The organism is Kamptonema formosum PCC 10802 (genome assembly GCF_000332335.1).
In the GTDB taxonomy this organism is placed as follows: Bacteria; Cyanobacteriota; Cyanobacteriia; order Cyanobacteriales; family Oscillatoriaceae; genus Oscillatoria.
Genome location: NZ_KB235948.1, coordinates 4239017 through 4261348, shown reverse-complemented (window position 1 = coordinate 4261348; position 22332 = coordinate 4239017). Strand labels below are relative to the sequence as shown.

Genomic DNA, 22332 nt, shown 5'->3' with positions numbered 1-22332 from the left:
CCAAAATCCAAAATCTAAAATCTAAAATCCAGAAGGGCCATTGAACCTTGCTAGGGCTGGGTTTGTCTGGGGTTGCCGCCCGAACCGCGCCCGTGCGTGCCTGCGTCGGTTCCCTGATCGGCTGGCGTCAGGTCGAGAGGCGCTCGCCGGCTCTTCCGGCCTCCCCGCCCCCATCAGCCACTGGAAAAATGAGTAGAATTAAAGAGTGTGGGGGAGCGAAATTTCGCTTCTGCACCGCTTGCGCCGATAAATAGCTGCGATAATCAAGGAAAATTTTATGCAGACAAGTTGGCGAATTGGCTCTCTGTTTGGCATCCCCCTTTATATAGATTCTTCTTGGTTCATTATCTTAGCGGCAGTCACCCTGGTGAACCAGTTCGACTACGCCAAATGGGGGCCGGCAGTTGCTTGGAGCGCTGGGTTGGGAATGGCCCTGCTGCTGTTTGGCTCGGTGCTGCTCCACGAACTGGGTCACAGTTTGGTGGCGCGATCTCAGGGGATCAAAGTCAATTCTATCACCCTATTTATGTTTGGCGGGGTGGCTGCCATTGACCAAGAATCCAAGACACCGGGCCAAGCGTTTCAAGTGGCCATCGCCGGCCCTGCGGTCAGTTTCGTCCTGTTCGGCTTGCTGAGCTTGCTGGGGCTGGTGCTGCCCGCGCCGGAGCCGGTGACAGTCCTGGCAGCGGATCTGGCCAGAATCAACCTGGTGCTGGGACTGTTCAACATGATTCCCGGGCTGCCCCTGGATGGGGGGCAGATTGTCAAAGCCGCCGTGTGGAAGCTGACCGGCGACCGGTTTGCCGGCGTCCGCTGGGCGGCGAAGGCGGGGCAAACTCTGGGAGCGATCGCCGTCAGCTTCGGAATCGCCGTCGTGTTGCTCGCAGGTGAGAGCGGTGTGGCGGGCATCTGGATTGCCATGCTGGGCTGGTTTGTCACCCGCAATGCCAGCGCCTACGACCGGCTCACCGATCTGCAAGAAGCCCTGGTGCAGCTGAGCGCCTCTGATGCCATGAGCCGCGAGTTTCGGGTGGTAGATGCCGGCATGACCCTGCGCCAGTTTGCCGACCAGTACCTGCTGGCAGAGTTGCCCGGGCCAGAAAGACCCTTCTACGCCGCTTCCGAGGGTCGCTATCGCGGCATGGTTGTCCCGGATGACATGAGATTCGCAGAGCGCAGTCTCTGGGAATCTCAGACGCTGCACAGCATTGTCCGGCCCCTGAGCGACATCATTACTGTTGAAGAAAATACGCCCCTGGTTGAAGTGATTAACCAGCTGGAAATTCACAAATTGCCCCGGATTACTGTCCTCTCCCGAGCCGGTGCCGTTGCCGGTGTCGCCGACAGGGGCGACATTGTGCGCGCCCTGTGCCAAAAGCTGCAGCTGCGGATTCCTGAGGCGGAGATTAAGCGCATTAAGTCTGAGGGCACTTACCCTCCCGGTTTGCAGCTGCCGGCAATCGCTAAAGCCACTGCTGACGCCTTAAGTCCCCAGAGTCCCTAGAGTGCGGCGGTGAAGAAACCGGAGTTAAGAAACCGGATTTCTTTCCCAGGAAAAACCAAAAGAAACCCGGTTTCTGAGATTTCAACACCTGAAATCTAGAATTGCCCGCCACTCGGCGTCTGACAGCGGTTGCTCCTCCAGTGCGACGCCGAAGCTGTTTTTGAAACCGGCAATTAAAGCATCGGTGACGGTTTGAATTAGGGCGTCTCCGTGCTGGGATAGGGGTAGCTCCACCGGCACGGGCGCTGTGCCAAACACTCGCTGGAATAGCTGGCTATCTTGCAGCAGCGGCATGGAGCCGTGCTGCAAAATTGCCGGTCCTCGCCGCAACTGGGCGCTGCCTGCCAGCTTAGCGCCGCTGGGCATAATTAAATCAGCGCCGGTTGCTGTGCCGAAACAGCTGGGGTTGTGGATGTAACCTCGCCCCATTTCACCGTAGTTTAATTCGACGCCTAAGGAGCTAAAGCCTGCTATCAAGAATTGGCAAATCTCTTGATAGGCTTGGAGGCGGCTGCCGGCAAATCCGGAAGTAACCACCGCATACGTTAAATCCCCTTGGTGCAGGACAGCCCGCCCGCCGCTAGGACGCCGCACCAGATCCACCGGCACTCCTTGCCACGTCAGCTGCTGCCAGAATTCTGGCCACCGGCGCTGGTGGTAGCCCAGGGAAATGGCCGGTGGCGACCAAGTGTAAAACCGCAGTGCCGGCGGGTGCAACCCCTGCCGGTGCTGCTCTAGCAACCACAGGTCGAGAGCCATTTGCATATCGCCGGGCGCTTGCAGCAAGGGAATTAAACGCCAATTTTGGGAACTGGGCATAGGGCATTGGGCATTGGGCATTGGGCATTGGGCATTGGGCGCTGTTTATTGCCCAAATTCAGCTTGCAGGGCTTCGTCGTTCTCGTCCGCGATAGTGGCCACAACGGTAATGGTTCTGGAGATTTCTGCCGGAGAAATATCCAGAACTGTGCGGCTTGATATCACCGCCACCTTTTCCTCAACAATAGCGAAATGGGACTCAAATGTTGAGGTGGCGTTCATCTCCAGCAGTTTGCGGGTTAACTGCGGTTCGTTCTTTGCCGGCAGCTGCAGCACAAACGACCAAACCGTCAGGGTATCCTCATTGCTGGTGCCGGTGAGCTGGACAAACACCTCAACGCTGCCATACTTAAATTTCCAAAAATGGCCTTCTTCGCTCTGGCCCACCATCACCTTTTGGTCTGCCGCCATACTGGCAATGACCGTTTCAATCTCTTCTAGAAGGTTGACTGCTGTTGCGTCCTCGATTAGCTCGCTGGTGATTATATCTGCTCTTGACCGGCTTTCAGTAGAAACCGTTTGCGGATTCGGATCGCTGGTAATCATACTAATCTCTAGATCCTCGTGTTGGGTGGTGCCTAAACCAACAGTATCGCCTCTAGGCCCCTTTGTGCGCCACTTCTACGATTTTTATTTGTGAGAGCTTCGGGGCTGGGCTTAGGGGTTATGGCTTCTGGAATCATTCTAGCTGTTCCGCGCCCGATTCCCCACCGCCTGCCGGTGTGGCGATTTTTACTCAAGTCTGGCACTCACTCTTTTGATTTTGAGGAGTGAGGGGGGTGAACGATCAGGAGTAAAACCCAATTCCCAATTTCCCTCACTCCTTCTCCCAACTTTATAGAGATTTAATTTTTGCTCGACTGCATCCCCTCCATTCTTCAAATCCCAAATCCCAAATCCCAAATCCCAAATCCCCAATCCCAAATTTGGATTAGGCCGGCTTGTGAGCGACCCAATACTTGCTCATAAAGTGGACTTCAGTTGAAATGTTCGTGAAGCCGGCTTTTTCCAAACGTTCTGTCAGGTCATCAGTGATATAATGCTTGTAGTAGGGTTCGTGGTACACAGCTGGGAAGTTTTCCATCATTGGCATGAATTCCGGAGAATCGCTCATCTGAATGGAGTCACAGATAATAAAGACTCCTCTTGGCTGAGTGATTCGGAAGCACTGCTCGATCGCCCGCTGGCGAGCCGCCGGCGGAAGTTCGTGGAAGAGAAAAACGCTCGTGACTGCGTGGAAGTAGCTATCTTGATAGGGCAGCTCCTCTGCATTAGCCTGTAGGAGTTGCGGCAATTCTCCTGGATTTTCCGACAGCTGCTGATTGGCTTTGCGCAAGTAAGCCGGTGACAAGTCCGTTCCAAACAGGGATGCTTTCGGCAGAGCCGCCCGGATTAATTTCAGGGTGCGCCCGGTTCCGCAAGCTATATCTAGAACCCGGATTTGGTGAGCGGGAGTTGAGCTAAAAACATTCAGCCCTTGCTTTAGGGGAGCCAGGATTCGCCGGCGCATGGGATCGGCTGTGCCACTAAAGAGAAGCTCCACCTGCAAGTCATAGAGATTGGCTGACATGTCGCTCAAGTAGCCATTTGTCTGGTGGTGGAAGTTTTGCAGGTAGTAGTTGGGATAGCCTTCCGTTTCAATCTCTGGCGAAAATTGCTGATATTTCTTCTGCTGTATCCGCTCCCAGATTGGCGGCATATCCAGCCAAACCACGGGATAGTAGCGAAAGAAGTCTTCCCAAGGGCTGTCAAAGAGCAAGCTGGTGGGATAGACGCCCCGCTCGGCATCCAGCCAGTCTGTTTCCAGGAGCTGAGCGCTCCTTTTTTGCAGGAGTTCTATCAGATCCGAGCCCACAGGTTTAGTCTGAGAAGTGCTAGCAGGATACAAGAAGTTCCGCAAGTTTGAACTTAAGGCTTTGTGAGCCAGACCGAAGTAACTTTTGCCCTGTTGAAAAGTCTGATAGGCCAGTTTTGTTAAGGTGTCAGACATAAGAATGGCTGGGTCTGTGTAAGCAATGGCGTATTCGGTAAAGAATTGTAACACACACAGGTAGCTTTTCCCTCGTTCCCAGGCTCTGCCTGGGAACGCCGTCCAGGAGGCAAAGCCTCCTTTAGACAGACAGACAGCATTATTAGCCTAACAGCTTAACCCACACAGGGAGCGTTTGCCAAGCCGGCAGACAGATCCACCCTGGCTGCCGGCTGTTAGGCATTTAATTTTGCTAGTATTTATTCATTGAAATGCCGTAATTGCGATTGTGCGGAGAATGCGCCACTGCAACTAAACTGGAGTTTTACTGGCTTCGCGCTCCTGGCGAAATGTCCGTTTGGTTGGAATTGGCGCAAGCTTTCCTCCAAAAAAGTCAATCCAAATCCTTCTTATACCCCGCTTAATCACATCAAAGGGAAGCTGCCATAAGTGTTCCAACCCCAAGTAATATTGCAAGTACCTTGCCAAACCTAAAAGGTTGAACCTGCCATCGTTCATACTCCGCCTCAGATAAGAAGTATATATCATTGGCAAACTCCCAAATCCTCGCATCAGTCTGCCTGGTGAACTGTTATATTCGAGCCGCTCAATTGCTGCAATGGGTAGCTTTTCGATATCTTGTATAATCGATAGGGGCACTGGGGCGTCCAAAAGGTCGCGCAATATCGGCAGTGTGTCTTTTAACCGCAAAACCAATTGTCTTTTTTCAGCCTGTGCGACTAGCCGGTGCCAATCAATTGCATCTGGGGATGAGTTAATCACCGTCATCGCGTCAGCCACCCAGCGAATTGTCGGAAATATATCCCCAAGCCATCCATGCACGCAGACGTGAAATAACTGGTCGGTTGGGTTTAAGACATGGGCTGACAAATCATCTAATTTTGCAGAAATCGCGCCCTTCCAGAAATCCTCGTCAGCATTCTCTTGAAGGCACTGGTGCAATACATGCCAGTGTAAGTCTATTCCCCCGCCAGATAGATCCTTTTTAAAAGGCATTGCGTGCAGTATATCTATATATCTTTCCGGGGGCTCTGCATCAGCTTCCCACCCCAATTCCCTCAACAGCTTCATGGCGGCTAAAGCGTCTGCCGTGGGCACGAGAATGTCAAAATCACTCATGGGGCGGAGGCCATAATCTCGGTAATAGTTTATGGTCAAAGCCGCACCTTTCAGGAGCATGGTTTGAATCCCCGCCTCGTGAAAAGCCCGCAGCACATCTGAGACTTTATTAAATAAGAGTTGGTTTTTGCACCAGGTGTTCCGGTAGACTCCCTTAAATGTTGCCATCAGGGGGTCATTTACCTCATGAAGCGACAAATTGCGATACAATAAAGGCAGTAACCGATAGGAACCGGCATCGAGGCGTTGAATATCAACACCGGCTTTCCATTCCTCCCAAGCTGCGAGGGCGTCTTCCCCTTGCAAAAGCGCAGCTCGCAATAGCAATCCTTGCTGGTGAGTCGGCTTGTAGCCGCCCAGATTTTCCTTTGTATTCATTTGCCACTCTTCCATTGTACCTCCTTTCTTTGTTCTATTTTGGGACAGGCGTTAGCGTAGCGGCGCGTAAGCGCGACGCCTGTCCTACGTCTGGACAGGCGAGACGCCTGTCCTACGCCTGGATTTGGACAGGCAAGACGCCTGTCCCACTTCCGGGGGATAAATCCTCTCTGCCTTTCATCCCCAAACGGTTTCCAGCAGACATCCATCTTTTACAGTATACACATATTTGGCTTCCCGCACAATATCCCTGTTATGACTTATGATCAGGATAGCCGGCGCTTCCGCCATGCCTTTGAGATTTTTTATCAGCTGGCTCACAGCCGCCTCGTCCAGATGATTGGTTGGCTCATCGAGGATGAGGAGCTTGGGTTGGCGCACAAGAGCGCGGGCGATGGCAATCCGCTGGCGCTGTCCACCGGATAGCAGCATTCCCCCTTCTCCCACACAGGTTTCGTAGCCTTCGGGGAGCAGGTGGATAAATTCATCAGCTGTTGCTATTTTAGCAGATTCAATCACCCTTTCCCAACACACATCATAACTTCCATCTGGCGCACCATAGGTGAGATTTTCCCAAATTGTACCCGCAAAGATCGTCGGATCTTGCATGACGACTCCTATTTGCCGGCGCAGATGCACAATGTCCAGCGTGCTGAAGGGACAGTCATCTGCCCACAGCTCTCCTTCTTGTGGCCGGTAAAAGCCTAAGATAAGATAAATAATCGTGCTTTTTCCGGCACCGTTGCGCCCGACAATCGCTACAGTCTCTCCCGGATTGACTGACAGCGTGACATTTGACAGTATCCTCCTGTCGCTGTAAGAAAAACTCACGTTCCTGAGAGTGATTTTCCCCTGAAAGCCAATTTTTTCAGTGCCGGCATAAGGTCTTGTGTCGCTCACCTGTAACAGCTCGTATAAAACAGTCAGGGATTCATTCCCTTCTATAATTTGGGGAATGGCTTGCAAGATTGTGCCGGCATAAGTTCTCATCAAGTTTGCCGCTACATAAAAGGATACCATTTCCCCTAAGGTGATGTAGCCGGCGGATATCGCCCAGCCGCCAGCGATTAAAAGCAGGACACTTACAGCAGCGACGGTAAAACTTTGCGCCAGACCGTAAGCCGTATAGAGCCAAGCCATCGCACTGCTTGTCAATCGCTCATCATTCAGCATTTTCCCTTGCCTCACCCTTTCAAATTCCTCCGCCGCTTGGATTTGGGTGAGTTCCATATTTTGCAGTACAAACAGCATCCCTTTGCTGAATGTTTCAAAGGTGCGGTGATAAGCTTTTATCCAATGCTTGACTTTTTTGCCAAGACTTTTGCTCAACAGATAAATCAGAGGCGCGACGAGCGCCAGCACTAGAAACAAAAACCAATTCACTGCGATTAACACCGCGCTCAAAACAGCACAGATGAGCAGCGCCGGGATGACTTGGGCAACTAGCGCATTGCTCATTATGTCCAGGCGCAGGGTGTCTTGAACGGCGATAGTGTGCAACTGGCTCGTATCAGCTTGACTGTAGTAGGAGCGCGAAAAAGCGTAAAACTTATTTAATAGTTCAGCCCTCAGCCGGTGGATGGCAATTTTAGTGATTTTAAGGATAATGTATCTCGTCCACAGCGCCAGTGCCATGTTGCCGGCGTACAGGGCAAGAACCCCCACTCCTGTGAGCGCCAAAAGCGATAAGTTGTGGGTGGGTATTGCGACATCAAATACATGGCGTACCAGCAAGGCGATGGGGAAAAAAACCGCAGATTGCCCCAGGGATGCCGCAACGCTCCAGAACAGCAAGTGGTAATAATCTTTGTATAATTGACTGTAGTAAAGCCAAGCTGGTAAGTTCATTGTCGGTTCTTTACGTCTAAGAAACCCGGTTTTTACCGGTTTGCACCTCGCCGCCGGTCGAGAGAAGCTTTCAGGATGCGCACAATTCCCAGCATCGAGTTGCGAGATCGCTCCTGGTTTGTTTGGTGCAAGCGCCGCCGCGCGACTAACTCGGGAAGCACCTTTATATTTAAACCAAGCTCCACAGCACGCGCACACCAGTTGAGAAATTCCATTTGATATTCGGCAGGATAATTTTCATCAAACAAGCCAACCCTAAAAAAGGCTTCGCGCTTGACGAGTATAGCACTAGGGATATAACCTGGCATTGGGTCAGGTGGGCAATAAACGCCTTTCATCCCTTCTGCGTCTAACTCTGGACTGATAAATTGTCGCACGTGGCCGGTAACAATGTCAAGGTCTGGTTCGGCATCAAACGCTGCCATTTGCAGGGCAAGTTTGTCCGGAAGCCAGACATCATCAGCATCCAGAAAAGCGAAAAAGTCACCCTTAGCTAGTGGAATTGCCCGGTTTCTGGCGGCTGCAGCACCGGCACTGGTTTGAAAGATATACCGCACAGCCGGCACATAGCGTTTGGCAATCTCCCCACTCCCATCCCCTGAACCGTCATCCACAACAAATATCTCCACCGGCTGATAAGTCTGCGCCAGCGCACTGTCCAGCGCTTCTGCCAAATAGCGCTCGCAATTGCGCACGGGTATGATAGCACTCACTAGGGGCTGATTTCCCATCCTCATTCTTTCTCACCTCTCCGAGATCGCTGGCGCTCGATTGATTGTTTTAAGATTCTTAGCAAAAGTTGATTGTTCAATTTCTGGTCGGACAGGGAAGTATTCGCGTCGTGTATCCGCTTGGAAAGCAGCACTTCAGGAATCACAGCCATCGGAATTTTTCGGTCTTTGGCCCTAGCAAACCAATCCACATCATCCGCTGGACTAAATTCAGGATTCAACTTGCCAATCTCCTCAAACAAAGTCTTTCGCACCACCAAGGTTTCCATAGTCCGGCAAATGGGTTCTCCTTCCAATAATTCAGGTTTAAAACCCGGCGGTATCGAATATCCTTCCTCCAAAAAAAACTTAGCTTTTGCAACTGTGTATTGGATTTCCGGATGGCTGATCAGGTAATCTACCTGGACACTTAATTTATTGGGTGCCCACAGATCGTCATGGGAGAGAAATGCCACGAACTCTCCGCGAGCAGCATCGATACCGGCATTATAAGCGTCCGCCACACCCTGACCCGTTTGACGGATATAGCGTACCGGCTTGTAAGATTTGGCAATCTTTTCCGTGCTATCTGTAGATTGGCCATCAACCACGATAATTTCATACGGTTCATAAGTCTGGGACAGAACGCTTTCAATGGCTTCTGCCAAGAAGCGCTCCCCATTTTTTACAGCCATAATAACGCTGACTAGCGGTTTCTCCATTTTTCAATATGTCCTTTATAGATTTACCCCTGCTTGCAGGCCGGCTTTTCCAGCTTAACACACGCCATTCTAAACAGACCAGGAGTTACAGTGCTTCTCCCAGCGGTTTTCCTAAAGCTTAGCTTCATCCAGATAGGACAATCCAGGAAGAGGCGCGGCGGAACCATTGCTTTTTTGCCGGCGGCGATCCAGAGATTTTTTGAGTACCTTAATGAAATTATTCTCGTGTATATTGTTTCCAGAAGTCATGCTGTCCTGGTGTTTTCGATAAAACAGCGTCACCTGCTTCAACACAACCATTGAAACCCCCTTCTCCCAAGCTCGCATAAACCAGTCAACATCCTCACTATAACGCAGCTTCTCGTCAAACAAGCCTATTCTGTCAAACACCGACTTCCTAAAAATCGCGCCTCCCAAGTTAAAAGAAACAATAGGTTCGGCAAATTCAACCAATAATTGTGTGTCTGCGGCGCTGTCCGATAGCCGCATATGCTGTATGTACCCCCCGACAATTTCGACCGATGGATTTGCAGCCAAGCACGCCAGCTGAATTTCTAATTTATTTTTTGGCCACAAATCGTCCGCATCCAAAAAAGCGATAACGTTCCCCCTCGCCATCTTCAGTCCCGCGTTGCGGGCAGCAGATGGCCCACTATTAGATTGCCACACATAGCGGACATCCCCCTGGAAACTTTTGGCAATTCCAGCAGTGCCATCTGTCGAGCCATCGTCTACAATGATAATTTCTAGAGGATGGTAATTAAGCTGCCACACACTCTCAACAGCTTCTGCCAAAAAGGCTTCTCCATTGTACACGGGTATAATAACGCTCACGAAAAATTGGTCAGATTGCATTGCTTAGTTATCAGCTAATAATTCTAAAATCACCTCAGGAATTTGTCCCATATCAGTGCCCAAGTTCAGCTGATAGCAAGGAACCTGCCTGACCAGTTGTCCCATTGTCTGAAAACCCTTTTTCCTGTCCCCAGGTAATTGAAATATTGTACTCGGAGCCAGCGCCGCCAGACCGGCTGCCGGCGATGCCGGTTTCAATGCCGTCTCTCTCCCCCCACTAATTCGCGGGATTAAAATTGCCCTGAGCGGAAAACTTGGCAAAAGTTTGTCCGGAAAACTCTCGCTCAACAAATAAACCGCTTTTTCTGTACCGAGCCGGTCAGGATTGCGGATCTTTGAAACCAGGAATGGCAATCTTCCCACATCATTCCCATTTTTCTTGCCGGTGCTGTAAATACTGAAAACGGTTGGTTTCAGGTGGTGCGCCAGCAGACAGTAATCATCGCTAGCATAGCAAAGCTCGGAATTCAGACAAGCTAGCGCTGTGGTCGATTTGCCCGAACCCCCCTTTCCCACCAGCAACACCCCCCCACTGGGAAGTCCCACCGCACCGGCATGAATCAGCTGGATTCCCCGCTGACTCATCCACAAGTGAAAAATTGCCCGCAGAGGGGCGGCACTTTCATAGTAAGGAATCTGTTTGGCAGTCTTCACCCAGTATATTCCCAAGTTCCGCTCTCTGTCCAAAACCGAGAGTGCGTTCACTCCTATTTGGACAATCGTATGAATGCGCTCATCCACAAACCCTCGAATTTCCCCGCCCTCTCGATAATCATCCGCTTGCCAAGGCGGCGGCGGCATTACAATATTCGTAGAGTCACTGTCCCACAAACACACAGTCAGCGCCGGCTCCGCCACTGGTCCTATCGCCAAGTGCGCTAGAGCCGGTGTGATATAGGGTAGCAGCGCCACTCCGGCAAAACGCAACCGAACTGCAAAACCGGCTATACAATAATAGCGGTCAACACACCCCCCGCCAGCAGCTTCCGCTTGTCCGTACTTTTGATAAACCGCATCGAAAAACTCTAGTGGCTCCATTCTAGCATTTTTGGCTGCCATATCCGGCTGTAATAATTTGTTGCTCATCGGTATTTCACACAGCCGCCGGCTTGACATTGGGCCAGCCGGTTTCATCCACTTCATGGATGGGGTCTAACAGCAGCAAATCTTCCATATCTGTGTACTTATCTAACTTTGGTGGCTCAAAGCTCAACTTTTCTGGATTCGCCTTCGCTTCGATTGCGCCGGCGGCTACAGTCGCGCTGTCCGGTTCCTCTGTCTGTGCGACAGCGATCAGTTCCTCCTCCTGCAACTGTTCTATCATATTGTTGACCGCCTTTTCAATATCTGCCGGCTCCCCATCGTACCGCCGCACCATCTCTTCTACAAGCTCGCTCCTAGAAATGCCTCTTTCAATCCCGCTCCAAATCTCCGCCCCTGTTTTGACCAGGCTATAATAATGCCCTTTCACCAGATGGACAATTACGACTTCACCGTCAATAATTTCATGGACAACTTTAGGACTATTGATTCTGAAACGTTCTGACGCCATACTTATTTTCCCTTTTTTTGTGGCCTTCAACTAAATTTACAGTAGGGTGCGTTCCGCCTGGAACCGGCTCCGCACAAATACTGCCTGTATTTTAGGGCGGAACGCTACTATTTTACAGCGCTCCATACCCCATACCCCATCCCCCATACCCCATTATCACAAAAAAACGCCACCCCGCAAGGTGGCGTCCTTAAGAAGTTCACGAATTCCCTAGATTAGCAATCATAATAGAGCGAGAACTCGTAGGGGTGCGGGCGCAGCCGCATCGGGTTAACTTCGTTGTCAATCTTGTACTCAATCCAGGTGGTCAGGAAGTCTTCTGTGAACACCCCACCGGCAAGCAGGAACTCGTGATCCGCTTCCAGCGCCTTGAGAGCGTCCAGCAGGGAGCCAGGAGTGGAGGGCACCTTGGCCAGTTCTTCTGGGGTCAGGTCGTAGATGTCCACATCCAGAGACTCGCCCGGATCGATTTCGTTCTTGATGCCATCCAAACCGGCACACAGCATCGCCGCAAAGGCCAGGTAGGGGTTGCAGGTGGCGTCGGGACAGCGGAACTCCAGCCGCTTGGCCTTGGGATTCGCACCCGACAGGGGGATGCGAATGGAAGCGGAGCGGTTGCCTTGAGAGTAGGCCAAGTTCACCGGCGCTTCAAACCCCGGAACCAGCCGCTTGTAGGAATTGGTGGTGGGGTTGGTGAGCGCCAGCAGTGCCGGTGCGTGCTTGAGCAACCCGCCGATATAATGCAGCGCTGTCTTGCTCAGGTTGGCGTAGCCATCGCCCCAGAACAGGGGCTGGCCATCCTTCCAGATGGACTGGTGGGTGTGCATCCCAGAACCGTTGTCGTTAAACAGCGGTTTCGGCATGAAAGTGACGGTTTTGCCGTACTTCTTGGCAACGTTCTTGATGACATACTTATAGGTCATCAGGTAGTCAGCCGCCTTCACCAAGGTGTCGAAGCGGAAGCCCAGCTCGTTCTGCCCGCCGGTGGCCACCTCGTGGTGGTGCTTTTCAATGGGGACGCCGCAGTCCGCCATTGTCAGCAGCATTTCCGTGCGGATGTCCTGCTGCGTGTCCGTTGGCGCAACCGGGAAGTAACCTTCCTTGTAGCGGGGTTTGTAGCCCAGGTTTGGCTTTTCCTCTTTACCGGAGTTCCAGCGACCTTCCACAGAGTCTACATAGTAATAGCCCGTGTTCTGGGTTTGGTCAAACCGGACATCATCAAAGATGAAGAACTCCGCTTCTGGGCCAATGAACGCTGTGTCGCCAATGCCGGTGGAAATCAGGTAGTCGAGCGACTTCTGAGCAATCGTGCGCGGATCGCGGCTGTACCACTCGTTGGTGCGCGGTTCCTTGATGCTGCAGATCATGCTCAAGGTCTTCTCTTTCATGAACGGGTCGATCCACGCTGTGGTCGGATCGGGCACCATTGCCATGTCTGATTCGTTGATCGCTTTCCAGCCCCGAATGCTGGAACCGTCGAAAGGCACGCCCTCGTCGAAGGCACTCTCGTCAATTAGGTCGCGGTAGAACGAGCAGTGCTGCCAGATCCCCGGCGTGTCGATAAATTTCAGGTCTACGATTTTTATATCTTGCTCTTGGATTAGCTGCAAGACTTCTTGCGCGGTTTGCGGCATGAATGACTCCTTACCTTATGTCCTTAATCGCTCAGCTCTCGCCATTCTGTTGAACCCGAATCATCCTACGGACTGGGACTTTCAGGATTTTGTATCGCTGGATACGATTTATTGTGCGTTCTATCACATTCCAAGATGAATCTAACCACAGTCGCCCTTCTGCTCTCATAGAGAAAAGATTAAGAATCGCGGCGGATTGAGCGAGCTGCCAAACAGGCTGGCGTTGGCCAGCCCCATGCCCCCATTGCCGGCTGCCCCCATTGCCGGCTGCCCCCATGCCCCATGCCCGCCCCGATCCCGTATGTTTCTGGGGAGCGCTTTGTAGTAGACTACAATCGGCTAACTATCAGACGACCCCTCGGAATAGCGGGACAACAGGTGCTGCTCTTGTCCCAGAGCCTTATCTGCCCGACCGGTGGATAGCGCCCCAGCCCGAGCGGGCAAGTCAGTGCGCCGCTGCTACCGGCAGCGAGCCCACTTCGGTCACGAGTCGCTAAGCCAAGCTGTTGAAGTTGTTGGGAGAAGAATTTAATGCGGGACGCAATCACAAGCCTGATTAAAAACTACGATGTAACGGGTCGCTATCTCGACCGCGATGCCATTGACCGGCTGAAATCCTATTTTGCCACCGGCACGGCACGGGTTCAGGCCGCCGCTGCCATCAATGCTAACGCAGCCGGTCTGGTTAAGCAGGCTGGATCTCAGCTGTTTGCAGAACAGCCGGAACTGATTCGTCCCGGTGGCAATGCCTACACCACTCGTCGCTACGCCGCCTGTCTGCGGGACATGGACTATTACCTCCGCTATGCCACCTATGCCCTAGTGGCCGGTGATACGGACGTCCTCGACGAGCGCGTACTGCAAGGTCTGCGGGAAACCTACAATTCTCTGGGCGTGCCCATTGGCCCGACCGTTGTGGGGATTCAAATTCTCAAGGATCTTGTCCGCCAACAAGTCGCCGCTGCTGGGATTGAGCCTGGCCCTTGGCTCGACCAGCCCTTTGACCACATTACTCGCGAGCTGAGCGAACAGGATATCTAACGGACTCCCCCTTGCGGAGAGCCCAATGGCGAGTGACCGTTGCTATCGCCCCTGCTCCCTTGCCGGTGCGGTAGCAGCTGCTCTCGCCCCGCACGCGAGAAAAAGTCCATGTTTGTAGTTGGGCTTTAGCCCAATAGGCGGGACTCGTTCTGGCGCAGAATTTTCATTGGGGACGGTGTGCGCAGCAAGAGAAGCGACTGCCTCCAAAGGGCAGACAAGCAGCATTATTAGCTAGCAGCTTTTCAGGAACCCGGCTTTCTAACCGCCCCTCCAACCGGCATTTCAAAAAATAAGTCATTAAACAGAAACTAGAAAAAGTCTCCCACCGGCACCCCAACCGGCAGCAACAGCAACCGCGCCGCACCGCCCTCAGTGGGATTAACCTGCGTCTTTTTCCGCCAAGGCACTCCAAGCGTGGGCGCTCGGGAGAAACAGATGCTGTGTCCGGGGAAAGGCCAAACCCACCGCCAGAGGAGTCAGCCCCACCGCAAAAGAACTCAATACTGACAGGAACACCAGCCGCAATCGATTTGGGCCCTCGCCTGACGCCGGAAACCCCCTTGCTGCCGGTTTGACATCCAGCGTCACTTCCGTTTTGGCAACCTGGATTAACTCCAATTCCTCCAGCTGTCCTAGCGCCTGCAAAATCTCGCGCTCCCTGTAGGGTGTCTCCCCATACTCCTGCGCCCAAGCCCGAAAGTCCCGCAGGTCAATTTTCTGCCTGCCACCGGCACCCTCTCGCCGCAAAACCCAGCCGTAGAGTTCCTCCGCGCACGGAGTCAGGTTCGCTTCTGACATAGGTATCTCTCCCTAGCCTTTCAGGACTATACCCTCTGGTTTCTGGAAAAATTGTAGCAAAAGTTACAGCAATCAAATCGGAAAGCTGCAAGTCAGATCCCCCTCTAGCCCCCCCTTAAAAAAGGGGGGAAAAGCCCCCCCTTGTAGGGGCAGGCCCCCGTGCCAGCCCTTTGCGGGGATCTGGATGCTTAGACTTATAAATAGCAACTTAAGTTAAATATTCAGATTCCTTGACCAAACAGCGACTCGACACCCTATTAGTAGAGCGCGACCTGTGCTCCTCGCGACAGCTGGCGCAGCGGCTGATTCGCGCCGGCGAAGTGATGGTAAACCGGCAAGTCATTGACAAACCGGGCACCGAAGTTGACATCACCGCCGAGATACAGATTAAACAGCACAGCCGCTACGTCTCCAGAGGCGGCGAAAAACTGGCCAAAGCCCTAGAAGTCTTTGGCATATCCGCTGCCGGTCGGATTTGCCTCGATGGCGGCATTTCCACCGGCGGCTTCACCGACTGTCTCCTGCAAGCCGGTGCCCAACTCGTCTACGGCATTGACGTTGGCTACGGACAAGTTGACTGGGGCATCCGCAACGACCCGCGAGTGATTTTGCGAGAGCGCACCAACCTGCGCTACTTGACAAAAAATGAGTTATATGGTAATAATGAATTAGCTAATTTAGGCGTCGCCGACTTGTCCTTTATTTCCCTGACCAAGGTAATGCCGGCACTGTGGGAACTCCTACAGCCACCGAGGGAAGCGGTACTGCTGGTAAAGCCGCAGTTTGAAGTGGGGCGAGAGCGCGTCGGCAAAAAAGGCGTAGTGCGAGACACAGCCGACCAAGCCGGTGCCATAGCCAAAGTCTTGCAATTTGCTATCGCGCAAGGGTGGAAATATCGCGGCTTAACCTGGTCGCCGGTCACCGGACCCGCCGGCAACATCGAATATCTCCTGTGGCTGGGTATGGACAGTCAAATGCCAGCCCCCGATTTAGACGCCATCGCAGAGATTGCCGGCAATGCCGGACGGGAATTAAAAACCGCAGATTAAAGCAGATAAACGGTTGCTCCCAAAGTTCGTAGTTGGGCTTTAGCCCAAAGTTCGTAGTTGGGCTAAAGCCCAAAAGTTCGTAGTTGGGCTTTAGCCCTTAATGTCCTAATCTAAGTGAATACTGCTATAACCCCTCAGTAATTTTTCAATTTCTTTCAGGACATCTGCTAGCAGCGGAGCATTTGAAGACAGGACATTATCTTCACTGCCTTCATGCTTGTGGTGGGGATAATTCAGGAGATTCAGCTTTTTGTGATGCTTGGTATTGTCATATCGAAAAATCAGACTATTCGATTCATCCATGTACTGATAAGAGTACATGCCACGCTCTACAATCGTTTTTACATCCACAAACTCACGCCATAACAGAACTGAACCATCGGCAAATTTGATTTCTCCCCGAATAAACCCTTCATAATCGTTTCGTCTGTCAGGGGTGAGGTAGAAGGACTGCACCACCGTACAGGCTTCTATCTCCTCACGAAGGAGCTGAAAATATTCTTCAATTAACAAATTCGACTCCTCTCAGCGTCTCTACTTCTTCCCGCAGCCGTTTCAGCATCCAAGATTCCCCAATCCACTCGTCAAACTCCATGTCGAGCCGGTGGGTAATCTCATCATTCTCAAACCGGCGCAGGAATTCCTCTGTAGACATCTCATACTTGGCTTCAAATTCGCGCAATCGCTCCTCCGTGCGCCGGATGCCATCTTCCAGTCCTCGAAATCTTTCTGCTAGAGCTTCCTTAACCAGCAACCTTAAAGAATCTGCATCTTTGCATCTAATCTTTACTTCAGCCATGTTGCCCTCTCTTGGCTTAGAGTCAGAGTTTACTGTCTTTATATTATAGCGGCAAATTTCGATAAAAAGTAGAGCTAATTCCAGGCCGACCGGCACGAGAGATTGACACCGGCTTCCTGGAATTCCCCCTCTATCGGGAGCGAACCCTCTCGCCCTCTGCCTTCGCACCGTTTTTAACTGAAAATTCCTGCCTCAAACGAGCGATGACTGTGTTAGGTTCCGCCCGATCGAGAATGTCTTGAATCACGGTGTCCGGGCCTGTTGCGCCCCAAGTGCAGCCCCGTTCGAGGTACACTTGGGCTGCTTGACCCACGGTGTAGGTGCCGTAACCAGCAAGGGAAGCTTGGGCTATCGCCGCACCGGCATAAGCGGTAATCCCCGCCGGCGCGAGGGCGGCTGCAGTTTTGCCGGCACCGAACAGCAAACTGCTGCCCATTTCCCCCAGCAGCAAGCCACCGGCACTGAATATAATTTGCTTCCAAAGTTTGCCAGCTTGGTAGCCGGTCATCGGCAAACCGTACAGCCGCGCCAAAGAGCGAATTAGAATTAAATCCGCTACTGTGCCGGCGAGCAAATCTAAGAAGGCAATCGGATTCAGCGCCACTGCTGCGGCTTTATATTTGGCAAATTCCCAAATCAAATCTTCCGCTTGTTTTTGGCGGGACTCTACGGTTTTGCCGGCAATGGTTGCTTGGGCGTCTCTGGCTTGCATGAGGGCGTTGAGCGCCAAGAGTGAGCGCCCTTCGCGGTTGAGAATGTCGAGGATTTTGTCTTTGAGTTCGGCGATTTGGGGTGCCGGTGTCTCCCATTCATGGGTGATGCGGCCATCTGGCCACTCGACGCGCACCGACAGGGGTGCCGGTTCTGCAGCTACCATGACAATATCATCGGGAGATGGGGAATTAGCCGCTTGGATTTCATTGGGAAATTGTTCTGAAAATTGTTCCGCACCGGCACCGGTTGCTAGCTGTTGCAGCTGCTGGTAAATCGCTTGCCGGTCCTGTTCGGGATAGAGGTCAATTTTGTTAAAGACTAAAATCACCGGCTTCTGGGTTTGGCGCAGTTCGCACAGGGCTTGATATTCGGTGCGAGTGATGTCGCCGGCGACGACAAACAAAATTAAGTCGGACTGGCGGGCCACTTCTCGGGCCATTCTGGCCCGCTCTTGGCCGTCCACTTCGTCCAGCCCCGGGGTGTCGATTAATTCGACTTGCACTTTGCTGTCGGGGTGGGGCGTCCAGCGCACGGAACGTGGCCATTGAGTGACGCCGTTGATCGGGCCGGTTTGCAGGATTTTTTGGCCGGTGAGGGCGTTCAAGACGGCTGATTTGCCGCGACTGACTAACCCGAAGGCGGAGATGCGAATTACGCTGCAGTCAAGTTTGGAGAGGATGCCGGTCAGGATATCCAGCTGTTTGAGCAGGGCGGATTGCAGTTCTGTGTCTTGGGAGTGCTGTTTGAGCCGGCGCACGTGGGAGTACCAGGAGAGAGACTGGCGCAAGCTGGCGCGGGCGCGGTTGAAGTCAGCGTCTTGCCGGCTGGTGCGTGCCGGTGTCTGGCGCGAGGTGGCTGGGTTGGGTTGGGAGGGTTGCGGGTGATTCAAGGCTGGATAGGGAGGAGAGGCTACAGTTCTATTTTCTCTCAATCTTAAAGGGGCTGGGGCTGCCGGTGGTGTCACATCCGGATCTGTCCACTAAATAACTTCTCCAACCAAAAACACAGGCCCAGTTGCGGCTAATATAGAGTTGGCAGAGATTTTGGAGAGACTGGCAATCAACTGTCTATGAATCAGTCTGGAACTTTATTCCTTTGCTATAATGATGTAGATGGGGGGGTTGATAATAATAGCGGGGCTTACAAAGTTACTATCTATAAAAGATAGAAGCCAAAAACTAGGGGCGCTTGGGGCAATATAATAAGCTGTTGCGCTTTTAATCTGCTTATTGTAGAAAGGAGGCAGAGCCGACCGAGGCTTGTTCCCAGCCTGAGGCTGGGAACGATAACTGGGGCTAAAGCCCAACTACAAACTAGGGCTAAAGCCCAACTACAAACTAGGGCTAAAGCCCAACTACAAACTAGGGCTAAAGCCCAACTACAAACTAGGGCTAAAGCCCGGTGCCGTTACGCCTGCGATACAGTCACCGGCTGCGGCGATTCGGGCGCTAAACGCCCCAGCGCTTGCTTGACAAATGTCTGCACAAATGCTATGCGCTGATTTTGCTGGAACACGGCTTGCAATGTCTGGCTGAGTTTGTCCAAATTCAAAGGCTGGCCATCAGCCGCCACAGCTTCTTGGGCTTGGAAATACTCAATCAAACTCAAACCGGCAATCCGCGTCAGATAGGCGGCGCTGACGCCCTGCACCGCGCCACCGGCAACATAGGTGACTGCGTGGCTCTTGAGGGCGCTCCCTACTGTCTGAGTGGACAGCTCGACTAAGCCGAGTTTGAGCATCAGACTCCCCATTGTTCCGGCGACAGTTTGGGCTTGCTGCAGGGAGAATTTCTGCTGGTAAATCGCGCCCAAATCGGCAACCAGCTGGGCGTTAACCGCTGCGGTTGCTAACAAGTCGAGGGCGGGAAGGGGGTTGGCAAAGGCTGCAGCGGCTGCAATCCACTGATATTGCTCGATCGCCGGCATGGCGCGCTCGCGGCGGAGTCCATTGAGGGCGGTTTGCGCTTCAGCTTTGGCGCTGCTGGCGGCTCTCATGGAAGTGGCGAGCACGAGGGTTTCGGCACTCTCTGTTAGGATTTGGCTGAGCCGGCTGGTGAGGGGTGCCAGATCGGGTGCCGGTTGCTCCATCCACTCGCGCACGCAACCGTCTTGCTGGTGCTGGCGCACTTTCACCGGCGCGGGTGCGGCGGAAATCGCCAGCACGTCTGCTGATTCCAGAGTTCCCAGCAGCCGGTACTGCTGCTGCTGCAATACGGTGGCTCGCTCTTCTGGCAAATATTGGTCTTGCTTGTTCCACACCAGCAGGGTGCGCACACCGGCATTCGTCAGCTGCTGCAGGGTTTGGTACTCTGGATCGGTGATGTCGCCGGCGGTGACGAACAGCACCAAGTCTGAGGCTTTGGCTTGTTCGATTGCGGCGGTTTGGGCGGCTGAGTCGCCGTTTTGAGCGAAAAGTGCCGGTGTTTCGGCGGTGGAGACGGTAAATTTGGCGTTTTTGCAGTGTTGCGGCAGCCACTCGGACTGCAATACTTGCAGCAGGCTAGATTTGCCGGTGCCTTTCCCGCCAATCACCGTTAGGCGCAATTCCTGCCGGTCTAGCTCGGCTTTCAAGTGGCCAACCCGCTCCTGGAGTGCGGCAATCAGGGCTGTGGCGTCTGCGGAGGGCTGGTTTTCTGTTTCAGCTTGCAGTTGGGCGATGGCGGTTTCGGCTGCGGCGATGGCTCTGTCCACAGCTTGCCGGTCGAGGGGCGCAGATGCCGGTGCGATTTGGGGCGTCTGCTGTCCGAACCACCAAGCGGCTGCACCGGCTCCCAGCACGCCCAGCAGCCCCCACTCACCCAGCTGCATCACGGAGTGGTGGGCGCTTTCCAGCAGCCACAGGGACATGGAGAGGCCAATGCCCCCTACTAAAATAGGTTTGCGCAGCTTTACATCCATAAAGGCAATTATATGATTTGTTGGTGACCGGGCCGGCAAGAAGGACAAAACCGGGTCAAGGCCATCTCCCCGCTCTCTCGCTCTTGCGTCTATCTTATTGTAACCGCAAGGGGAGCGCGTTTCATCACACTCGCCTTATACGGTAATGGGGGATTTCCCCCCTGCTGGGTATAAAATCTCTTTTGTGCCGGTGTTGACTTTTGTGTTAGCCGGTGGTAGGTATTTCTCTAATAGGGATCGTGTCAGGTTGATTGGCCGCATAAATCCCCCCTCACCCCCCAACCCCCTCTCCCACAAGGGGAGAGGGGGAGTAAGAAAATGCAGCGGGTCTTTTTTTAGGTAACATCGCCGTGCGTGATACAATTATACCAAATTGAGAGGAGGGCAAACTTGTTGAAATTCCAAACTAACCAAAAAGTTTCAGTGGCTCCCAATGTTCTGGTTCAAGACTTGGCTGGGGAGTCGGTGCTGCTGAACCTCCAGACGGAACAGTATTTTGGCCTGGATGATGTTGGCAGCCGGATCTGGCAAGCGCTGACAGAGAGGGAGTCTGTCGGGAAGGCGATAGATGCGCTGGGGGCTGAGTACGACATTGAGCCAGAACAGTTACAGCAGGATGTGGGGAATCTAATTGAAGAGTTATTGGCGCATGGGCTGGTTGAAGTTACTGGTTCGTAAATCCCGCAGTTTTTGCCGGCTGGACGGAAATTCCCGCCGGCTGCTTTTGCAAGCTTTTCTGTTGCTCCCCCTAGTTGCACTGTCGCTAAAATTCAGGGGGCTGGGTTTCACGCAAACTGCTTTGGCGAGGTGGCTGCCGGCAGCCAAATTGCCACTCTCAAGTGAGGAGCGCAATCTCACGATTGTGAGGGCTATCCGCATGGTGCAGTTAGCGGCGAGATATTGCCAGCCTTGGGCGAATTGCCTGAAAAAGTCGCTGGTGCTGTGGGGGTTGCTGCGCCGGCAGGGAATTGACAGCGAATTGCGGATTGGGGTAAAACGGGAGGCGGGGAATTTTGAGGCGCACGCTTGGGTGGAGTGGGAAGGGACTGTGCTCAATGACACTCAGGATGTGCGCGAGCGCTTTGCCATGTTTGATTCTCCCATTGAGGTGAAGCGTTAGAGCGCCGGTAGGCGTCAGATAGAACGGGGCGCAATCCCTTGACAGAGCCGCCCTACAGGTGTAGGATAAAATCATTCAAAACCCAAAGCTGTAGGGGGCGGGGCTGGCCTGATCCCTAGCTGGCCAAACTCCGAGTTGCAATCAACCCGCCCCCGGAAGTCAAGGGCCATAAGGACAAATCATTTGAGCAGGAAAAATTATGAAGAGCGCAGAAACTAAAGCAAACAGCCAAGGCAAACTGCCTTACAAAAAACCCACCCTAACCCCATACGGAAGTATCCAAAACATCACTCAAGGGATATCGGGAAGCAATACGGATGGGATGGGTGGAAATCTTGTTTAGACGTGATTAATTGTGAATCAGCACCTGTCAAATTTAACCTGGCCGCAGGGTACAGTTAGCGGCGAAATATTGCCAGCCTTGGGCGAATTGCCTGAAGAAGTCGCTGGTGCTGTGGGGCGTGCTGCGCCGGCAGGGAATTGACAGCGAATTGCGGATTGGGGTAAAACGGGAGGCGGGGAATTTTGAGGCGCACGCTTGGGTGGAGTGGGAGGGTACTGTGCTCAATGACACTCAGGATGTGCGCTCGCGCTTTGCCATGTTTGATTCTCCCATTGAGGTGAAGCGTTAGAGCGCCGCTAGACGATAGATAGAACGGGGCAAAATCCACAAGTGTTGAAATCTTAACAATCCGACATAAAAAAAGAGGCAAAATCCCTTGACAAAGCCGCCCTAGAGGTGTAGGATAGAATCATTCAGAGCCCAAAGCTGTAGGGGGCGG

The 22332-nt window shown here is 52.9% G+C and carries 22 protein-coding genes and 1 pseudogene; 7 read left to right on the top strand and 16 right to left on the bottom strand.

The window, feature by feature from the left end; translation table 11 throughout:
* The first annotated feature begins 277 nt into the window (after positions 1–277).
* Positions 278–1504 (top strand): site-2 protease family protein, encoded by a 1227-nt coding sequence (locus OSC10802_RS0118470; protein ID WP_017718254.1) that lies wholly within the window; start codon positions 278–280, stop codon positions 1502–1504.
* An 81-nt stretch (positions 1505–1585) separates the two neighbouring features.
* Here OSC10802_RS0118470 and OSC10802_RS0118465 read toward each other — a convergent pair whose 3' ends face one another.
* The 11 genes from OSC10802_RS0118465 to glnA all read right to left on the bottom strand — a co-directional run bounded on the left by OSC10802_RS0118465 (position 1586) and on the right by glnA (position 13131).
* A complete protein-coding gene (locus OSC10802_RS0118465) occupies positions 1586–2323 on the bottom strand; it encodes a lipoate--protein ligase family protein (protein WP_044171188.1) in 738 nt (245 codons plus the stop codon).
* A gap of 45 nt (positions 2324–2368) precedes the next feature.
* On the bottom strand, positions 2369–2869 hold the full coding sequence (locus OSC10802_RS0118460) for a YbjN domain-containing protein (protein WP_017718252.1): 501 nt from the start codon (positions 2867–2869) through the stop codon (positions 2369–2371).
* 385 nt (positions 2870–3254) lie between these two features.
* A complete protein-coding gene (locus tag OSC10802_RS0118450; RefSeq protein ID WP_026098599.1) occupies positions 3255–4313 on the bottom strand; it encodes a class I SAM-dependent methyltransferase in 1059 nt (352 codons plus the stop codon).
* Between the two features lie 291 nt (positions 4314–4604).
* Complete coding sequence (locus tag OSC10802_RS0118445; RefSeq protein WP_017718249.1) at positions 4605–5825, bottom strand: nucleotidyltransferase domain-containing protein; 1221 nt, start codon at positions 5823–5825, stop codon at positions 4605–4607.
* 162 nt (positions 5826–5987) lie between these two features.
* Complete coding sequence (locus OSC10802_RS44535; RefSeq protein WP_017718248.1) at positions 5988–7658, bottom strand: ABC transporter ATP-binding protein; 1671 nt, start codon at positions 7656–7658, stop codon at positions 5988–5990.
* 32 nt (positions 7659–7690) lie between these two features.
* Entirely contained in the window at positions 7691–8389 is a 699-nt protein-coding gene (locus tag OSC10802_RS0118435) for a glycosyltransferase family A protein (protein ID WP_017718247.1), read from the bottom strand.
* A 2-nt stretch (positions 8390–8391) separates the two neighbouring features.
* On the bottom strand, positions 8392–9090 hold the full coding sequence (locus OSC10802_RS0118430) for a glycosyltransferase (RefSeq protein ID WP_017718246.1): 699 nt from the start codon (positions 9088–9090) through the stop codon (positions 8392–8394).
* A gap of 111 nt (positions 9091–9201) precedes the next feature.
* Positions 9202–9945 carry a glycosyltransferase family 2 protein gene (locus tag OSC10802_RS40775; RefSeq protein ID WP_017718245.1) on the bottom strand — a complete coding sequence of 248 codons (744 nt, stop codon included), beginning with the start codon at positions 9943–9945 and terminating at the stop codon, positions 9202–9204.
* Between the two features lie 3 nt (positions 9946–9948).
* Positions 9949–11031 carry a hypothetical protein gene (locus OSC10802_RS0118420; protein WP_017718244.1) on the bottom strand — a complete coding sequence of 361 codons (1083 nt, stop codon included), beginning with the start codon at positions 11029–11031 and terminating at the stop codon, positions 9949–9951.
* A gap of 7 nt (positions 11032–11038) precedes the next feature.
* Positions 11039–11497, bottom strand: coding sequence for a PqqD family protein (locus tag OSC10802_RS0118415; RefSeq protein ID WP_017718243.1), 459 nt, complete (start codon positions 11495–11497; stop codon positions 11039–11041).
* Between the two features lie 215 nt (positions 11498–11712).
* A complete protein-coding gene (glnA, locus tag OSC10802_RS0118410; protein ID WP_017718242.1) occupies positions 11713–13131 on the bottom strand; it encodes a type I glutamate--ammonia ligase in 1419 nt (472 codons plus the stop codon).
* Between the two features lie 531 nt (positions 13132–13662).
* On the opposite strand from glnA, the gene apcB reads away from it, so the two are divergent.
* On the top strand, positions 13663–14172 hold the full coding sequence (apcB, locus tag OSC10802_RS0118400) for an allophycocyanin subunit beta (protein WP_017718240.1): 510 nt from the start codon (positions 13663–13665) through the stop codon (positions 14170–14172).
* Between the two features lie 378 nt (positions 14173–14550).
* Here the strand turns inward: apcB and OSC10802_RS0118395 are convergent, their stop codons facing one another.
* A complete protein-coding gene (locus OSC10802_RS0118395) occupies positions 14551–14970 on the bottom strand; it encodes a hypothetical protein (protein ID WP_017718239.1) in 420 nt (139 codons plus the stop codon).
* Between the two features lie 230 nt (positions 14971–15200).
* Between OSC10802_RS0118395 and OSC10802_RS0118390 the strand changes: the two genes are divergently transcribed.
* Positions 15201–16019 carry a TlyA family RNA methyltransferase gene (locus tag OSC10802_RS0118390; RefSeq protein WP_017718238.1) on the top strand — a complete coding sequence of 273 codons (819 nt, stop codon included), beginning with the start codon at positions 15201–15203 and terminating at the stop codon, positions 16017–16019.
* A gap of 105 nt (positions 16020–16124) precedes the next feature.
* Here OSC10802_RS0118390 and OSC10802_RS0118385 read toward each other — a convergent pair whose 3' ends face one another.
* The 4 genes from OSC10802_RS0118385 to OSC10802_RS0118370 form a co-directional block, all read right to left on the bottom strand.
* Positions 16125–16532: a toxin-antitoxin system TumE family protein gene (locus tag OSC10802_RS0118385; protein WP_017718237.1), complete on the bottom strand. Its 408-nt coding sequence runs from the start codon at positions 16530–16532 to the stop codon at positions 16125–16127.
* Positions 16522–16818: a hypothetical protein gene (locus tag OSC10802_RS0118380; protein ID WP_026098598.1), complete on the bottom strand. Its 297-nt coding sequence runs from the start codon at positions 16816–16818 to the stop codon at positions 16522–16524. Before OSC10802_RS0118380 ends, OSC10802_RS0118385 begins: the two co-directional genes overlap by 11 nt.
* A 130-nt stretch (positions 16819–16948) precedes the next feature.
* Entirely contained in the window at positions 16949–18421 is a 1473-nt protein-coding gene (locus OSC10802_RS0118375; RefSeq protein WP_017718235.1) for a GTP-binding protein, read from the bottom strand.
* A 518-nt stretch (positions 18422–18939) separates the two neighbouring features.
* The gene (locus tag OSC10802_RS0118370; RefSeq protein ID WP_017718234.1) at positions 18940–20430 is read right to left on the bottom strand and encodes a slr1306 family protein; all 1491 of its coding nucleotides are present in this window, start codon (positions 20428–20430) and stop codon (positions 18940–18942) included.
* Between the two features lie 423 nt (positions 20431–20853).
* On the opposite strand from OSC10802_RS0118370, the gene OSC10802_RS0118365 reads away from it, so the two are divergent.
* The 4 genes and pseudogenes from OSC10802_RS0118365 to OSC10802_RS40770 all read left to right on the top strand — a co-directional run.
* Positions 20854–21108 carry a PqqD family protein gene (locus tag OSC10802_RS0118365; RefSeq protein ID WP_232731709.1) on the top strand — a complete coding sequence of 85 codons (255 nt, stop codon included), beginning with the start codon at positions 20854–20856 and terminating at the stop codon, positions 21106–21108.
* Positions 21080–21550, top strand: a complete 471-nt coding sequence (locus tag OSC10802_RS0118360; RefSeq protein WP_017718232.1) for a lasso peptide biosynthesis B2 protein — start codon at positions 21080–21082, stop codon at positions 21548–21550. Before OSC10802_RS0118365 ends, OSC10802_RS0118360 begins: the two co-directional genes overlap by 29 nt.
* 199 nt (positions 21551–21749) lie before the next feature.
* The gene (locus OSC10802_RS50290; protein WP_017718231.1) at positions 21750–21893 is read left to right on the top strand and encodes a hypothetical protein; all 144 of its coding nucleotides are present in this window, start codon (positions 21750–21752) and stop codon (positions 21891–21893) included.
* Positions 21894–21945: 52 nt separating this feature from the next.
* Positions 21946–22182: pseudogene (locus OSC10802_RS40770) on the top strand (lasso peptide biosynthesis B2 protein); the annotation flags it as partial.
* Positions 22183–22332: the final 150 nt, after the last annotated feature.

Excerpts from the sequence above, each read along its gene's own strand:
- OSC10802_RS0118470 (WP_017718254.1), top strand. The coding sequence starts at position 278 with ATGCAGACAAGTTGGCGAATTGGCTCTCTGTTTGGCATCCCCCTTTAT.
- OSC10802_RS0118465 (WP_044171188.1), bottom strand. The coding sequence starts at position 2,323 with ATGCCCAGTTCCCAAAATTGGCGTTTAATTCCCTTGCTGCAAGCGCCC.
- OSC10802_RS0118460 (WP_017718252.1), bottom strand. The coding sequence starts at position 2,869 with ATGATTACCAGCGATCCGAATCCGCAAACGGTTTCTACTGAAAGCCGG.
- OSC10802_RS0118450 (WP_026098599.1), bottom strand. The coding sequence starts at position 4,313 with ATGTCTGACACCTTAACAAAACTGGCCTATCAGACTTTTCAACAGGGC.
- OSC10802_RS0118445 (WP_017718249.1), bottom strand. The coding sequence starts at position 5,825 with ATGGAAGAGTGGCAAATGAATACAAAGGAAAATCTGGGCGGCTACAAG.
- OSC10802_RS44535 (WP_017718248.1), bottom strand. The coding sequence starts at position 7,658 with ATGAACTTACCAGCTTGGCTTTACTACAGTCAATTATACAAAGATTAT.
- OSC10802_RS0118435 (WP_017718247.1), bottom strand. The coding sequence starts at position 8,389 with ATGGGAAATCAGCCCCTAGTGAGTGCTATCATACCCGTGCGCAATTGC.
- OSC10802_RS0118430 (WP_017718246.1), bottom strand. The coding sequence starts at position 9,090 with ATGGAGAAACCGCTAGTCAGCGTTATTATGGCTGTAAAAAATGGGGAG.
- OSC10802_RS40775 (WP_017718245.1), bottom strand. The coding sequence starts at position 9,945 with ATGCAATCTGACCAATTTTTCGTGAGCGTTATTATACCCGTGTACAAT.
- OSC10802_RS0118420 (WP_017718244.1), bottom strand. The coding sequence starts at position 11,031 with ATGAGCAACAAATTATTACAGCCGGATATGGCAGCCAAAAATGCTAGA.
- OSC10802_RS0118415 (WP_017718243.1), bottom strand. The coding sequence starts at position 11,497 with ATGGCGTCAGAACGTTTCAGAATCAATAGTCCTAAAGTTGTCCATGAA.
- glnA (WP_017718242.1), bottom strand. The coding sequence starts at position 13,131 with ATGCCGCAAACCGCGCAAGAAGTCTTGCAGCTAATCCAAGAGCAAGAT.
- apcB (WP_017718240.1), top strand. The coding sequence starts at position 13,663 with ATGCGGGACGCAATCACAAGCCTGATTAAAAACTACGATGTAACGGGT.
- OSC10802_RS0118395 (WP_017718239.1), bottom strand. The coding sequence starts at position 14,970 with ATGTCAGAAGCGAACCTGACTCCGTGCGCGGAGGAACTCTACGGCTGG.
- OSC10802_RS0118380 (WP_026098598.1), bottom strand. The coding sequence starts at position 16,818 with ATGGCTGAAGTAAAGATTAGATGCAAAGATGCAGATTCTTTAAGGTTG.
- OSC10802_RS0118370 (WP_017718234.1), bottom strand. The coding sequence starts at position 20,430 with ATGGATGTAAAGCTGCGCAAACCTATTTTAGTAGGGGGCATTGGCCTC.
- OSC10802_RS0118360 (WP_017718232.1), top strand. The coding sequence starts at position 21,080 with ATGGGCTGGTTGAAGTTACTGGTTCGTAAATCCCGCAGTTTTTGCCGG.
- OSC10802_RS50290 (WP_017718231.1), top strand. The coding sequence starts at position 21,750 with ATGAAGAGCGCAGAAACTAAAGCAAACAGCCAAGGCAAACTGCCTTAC.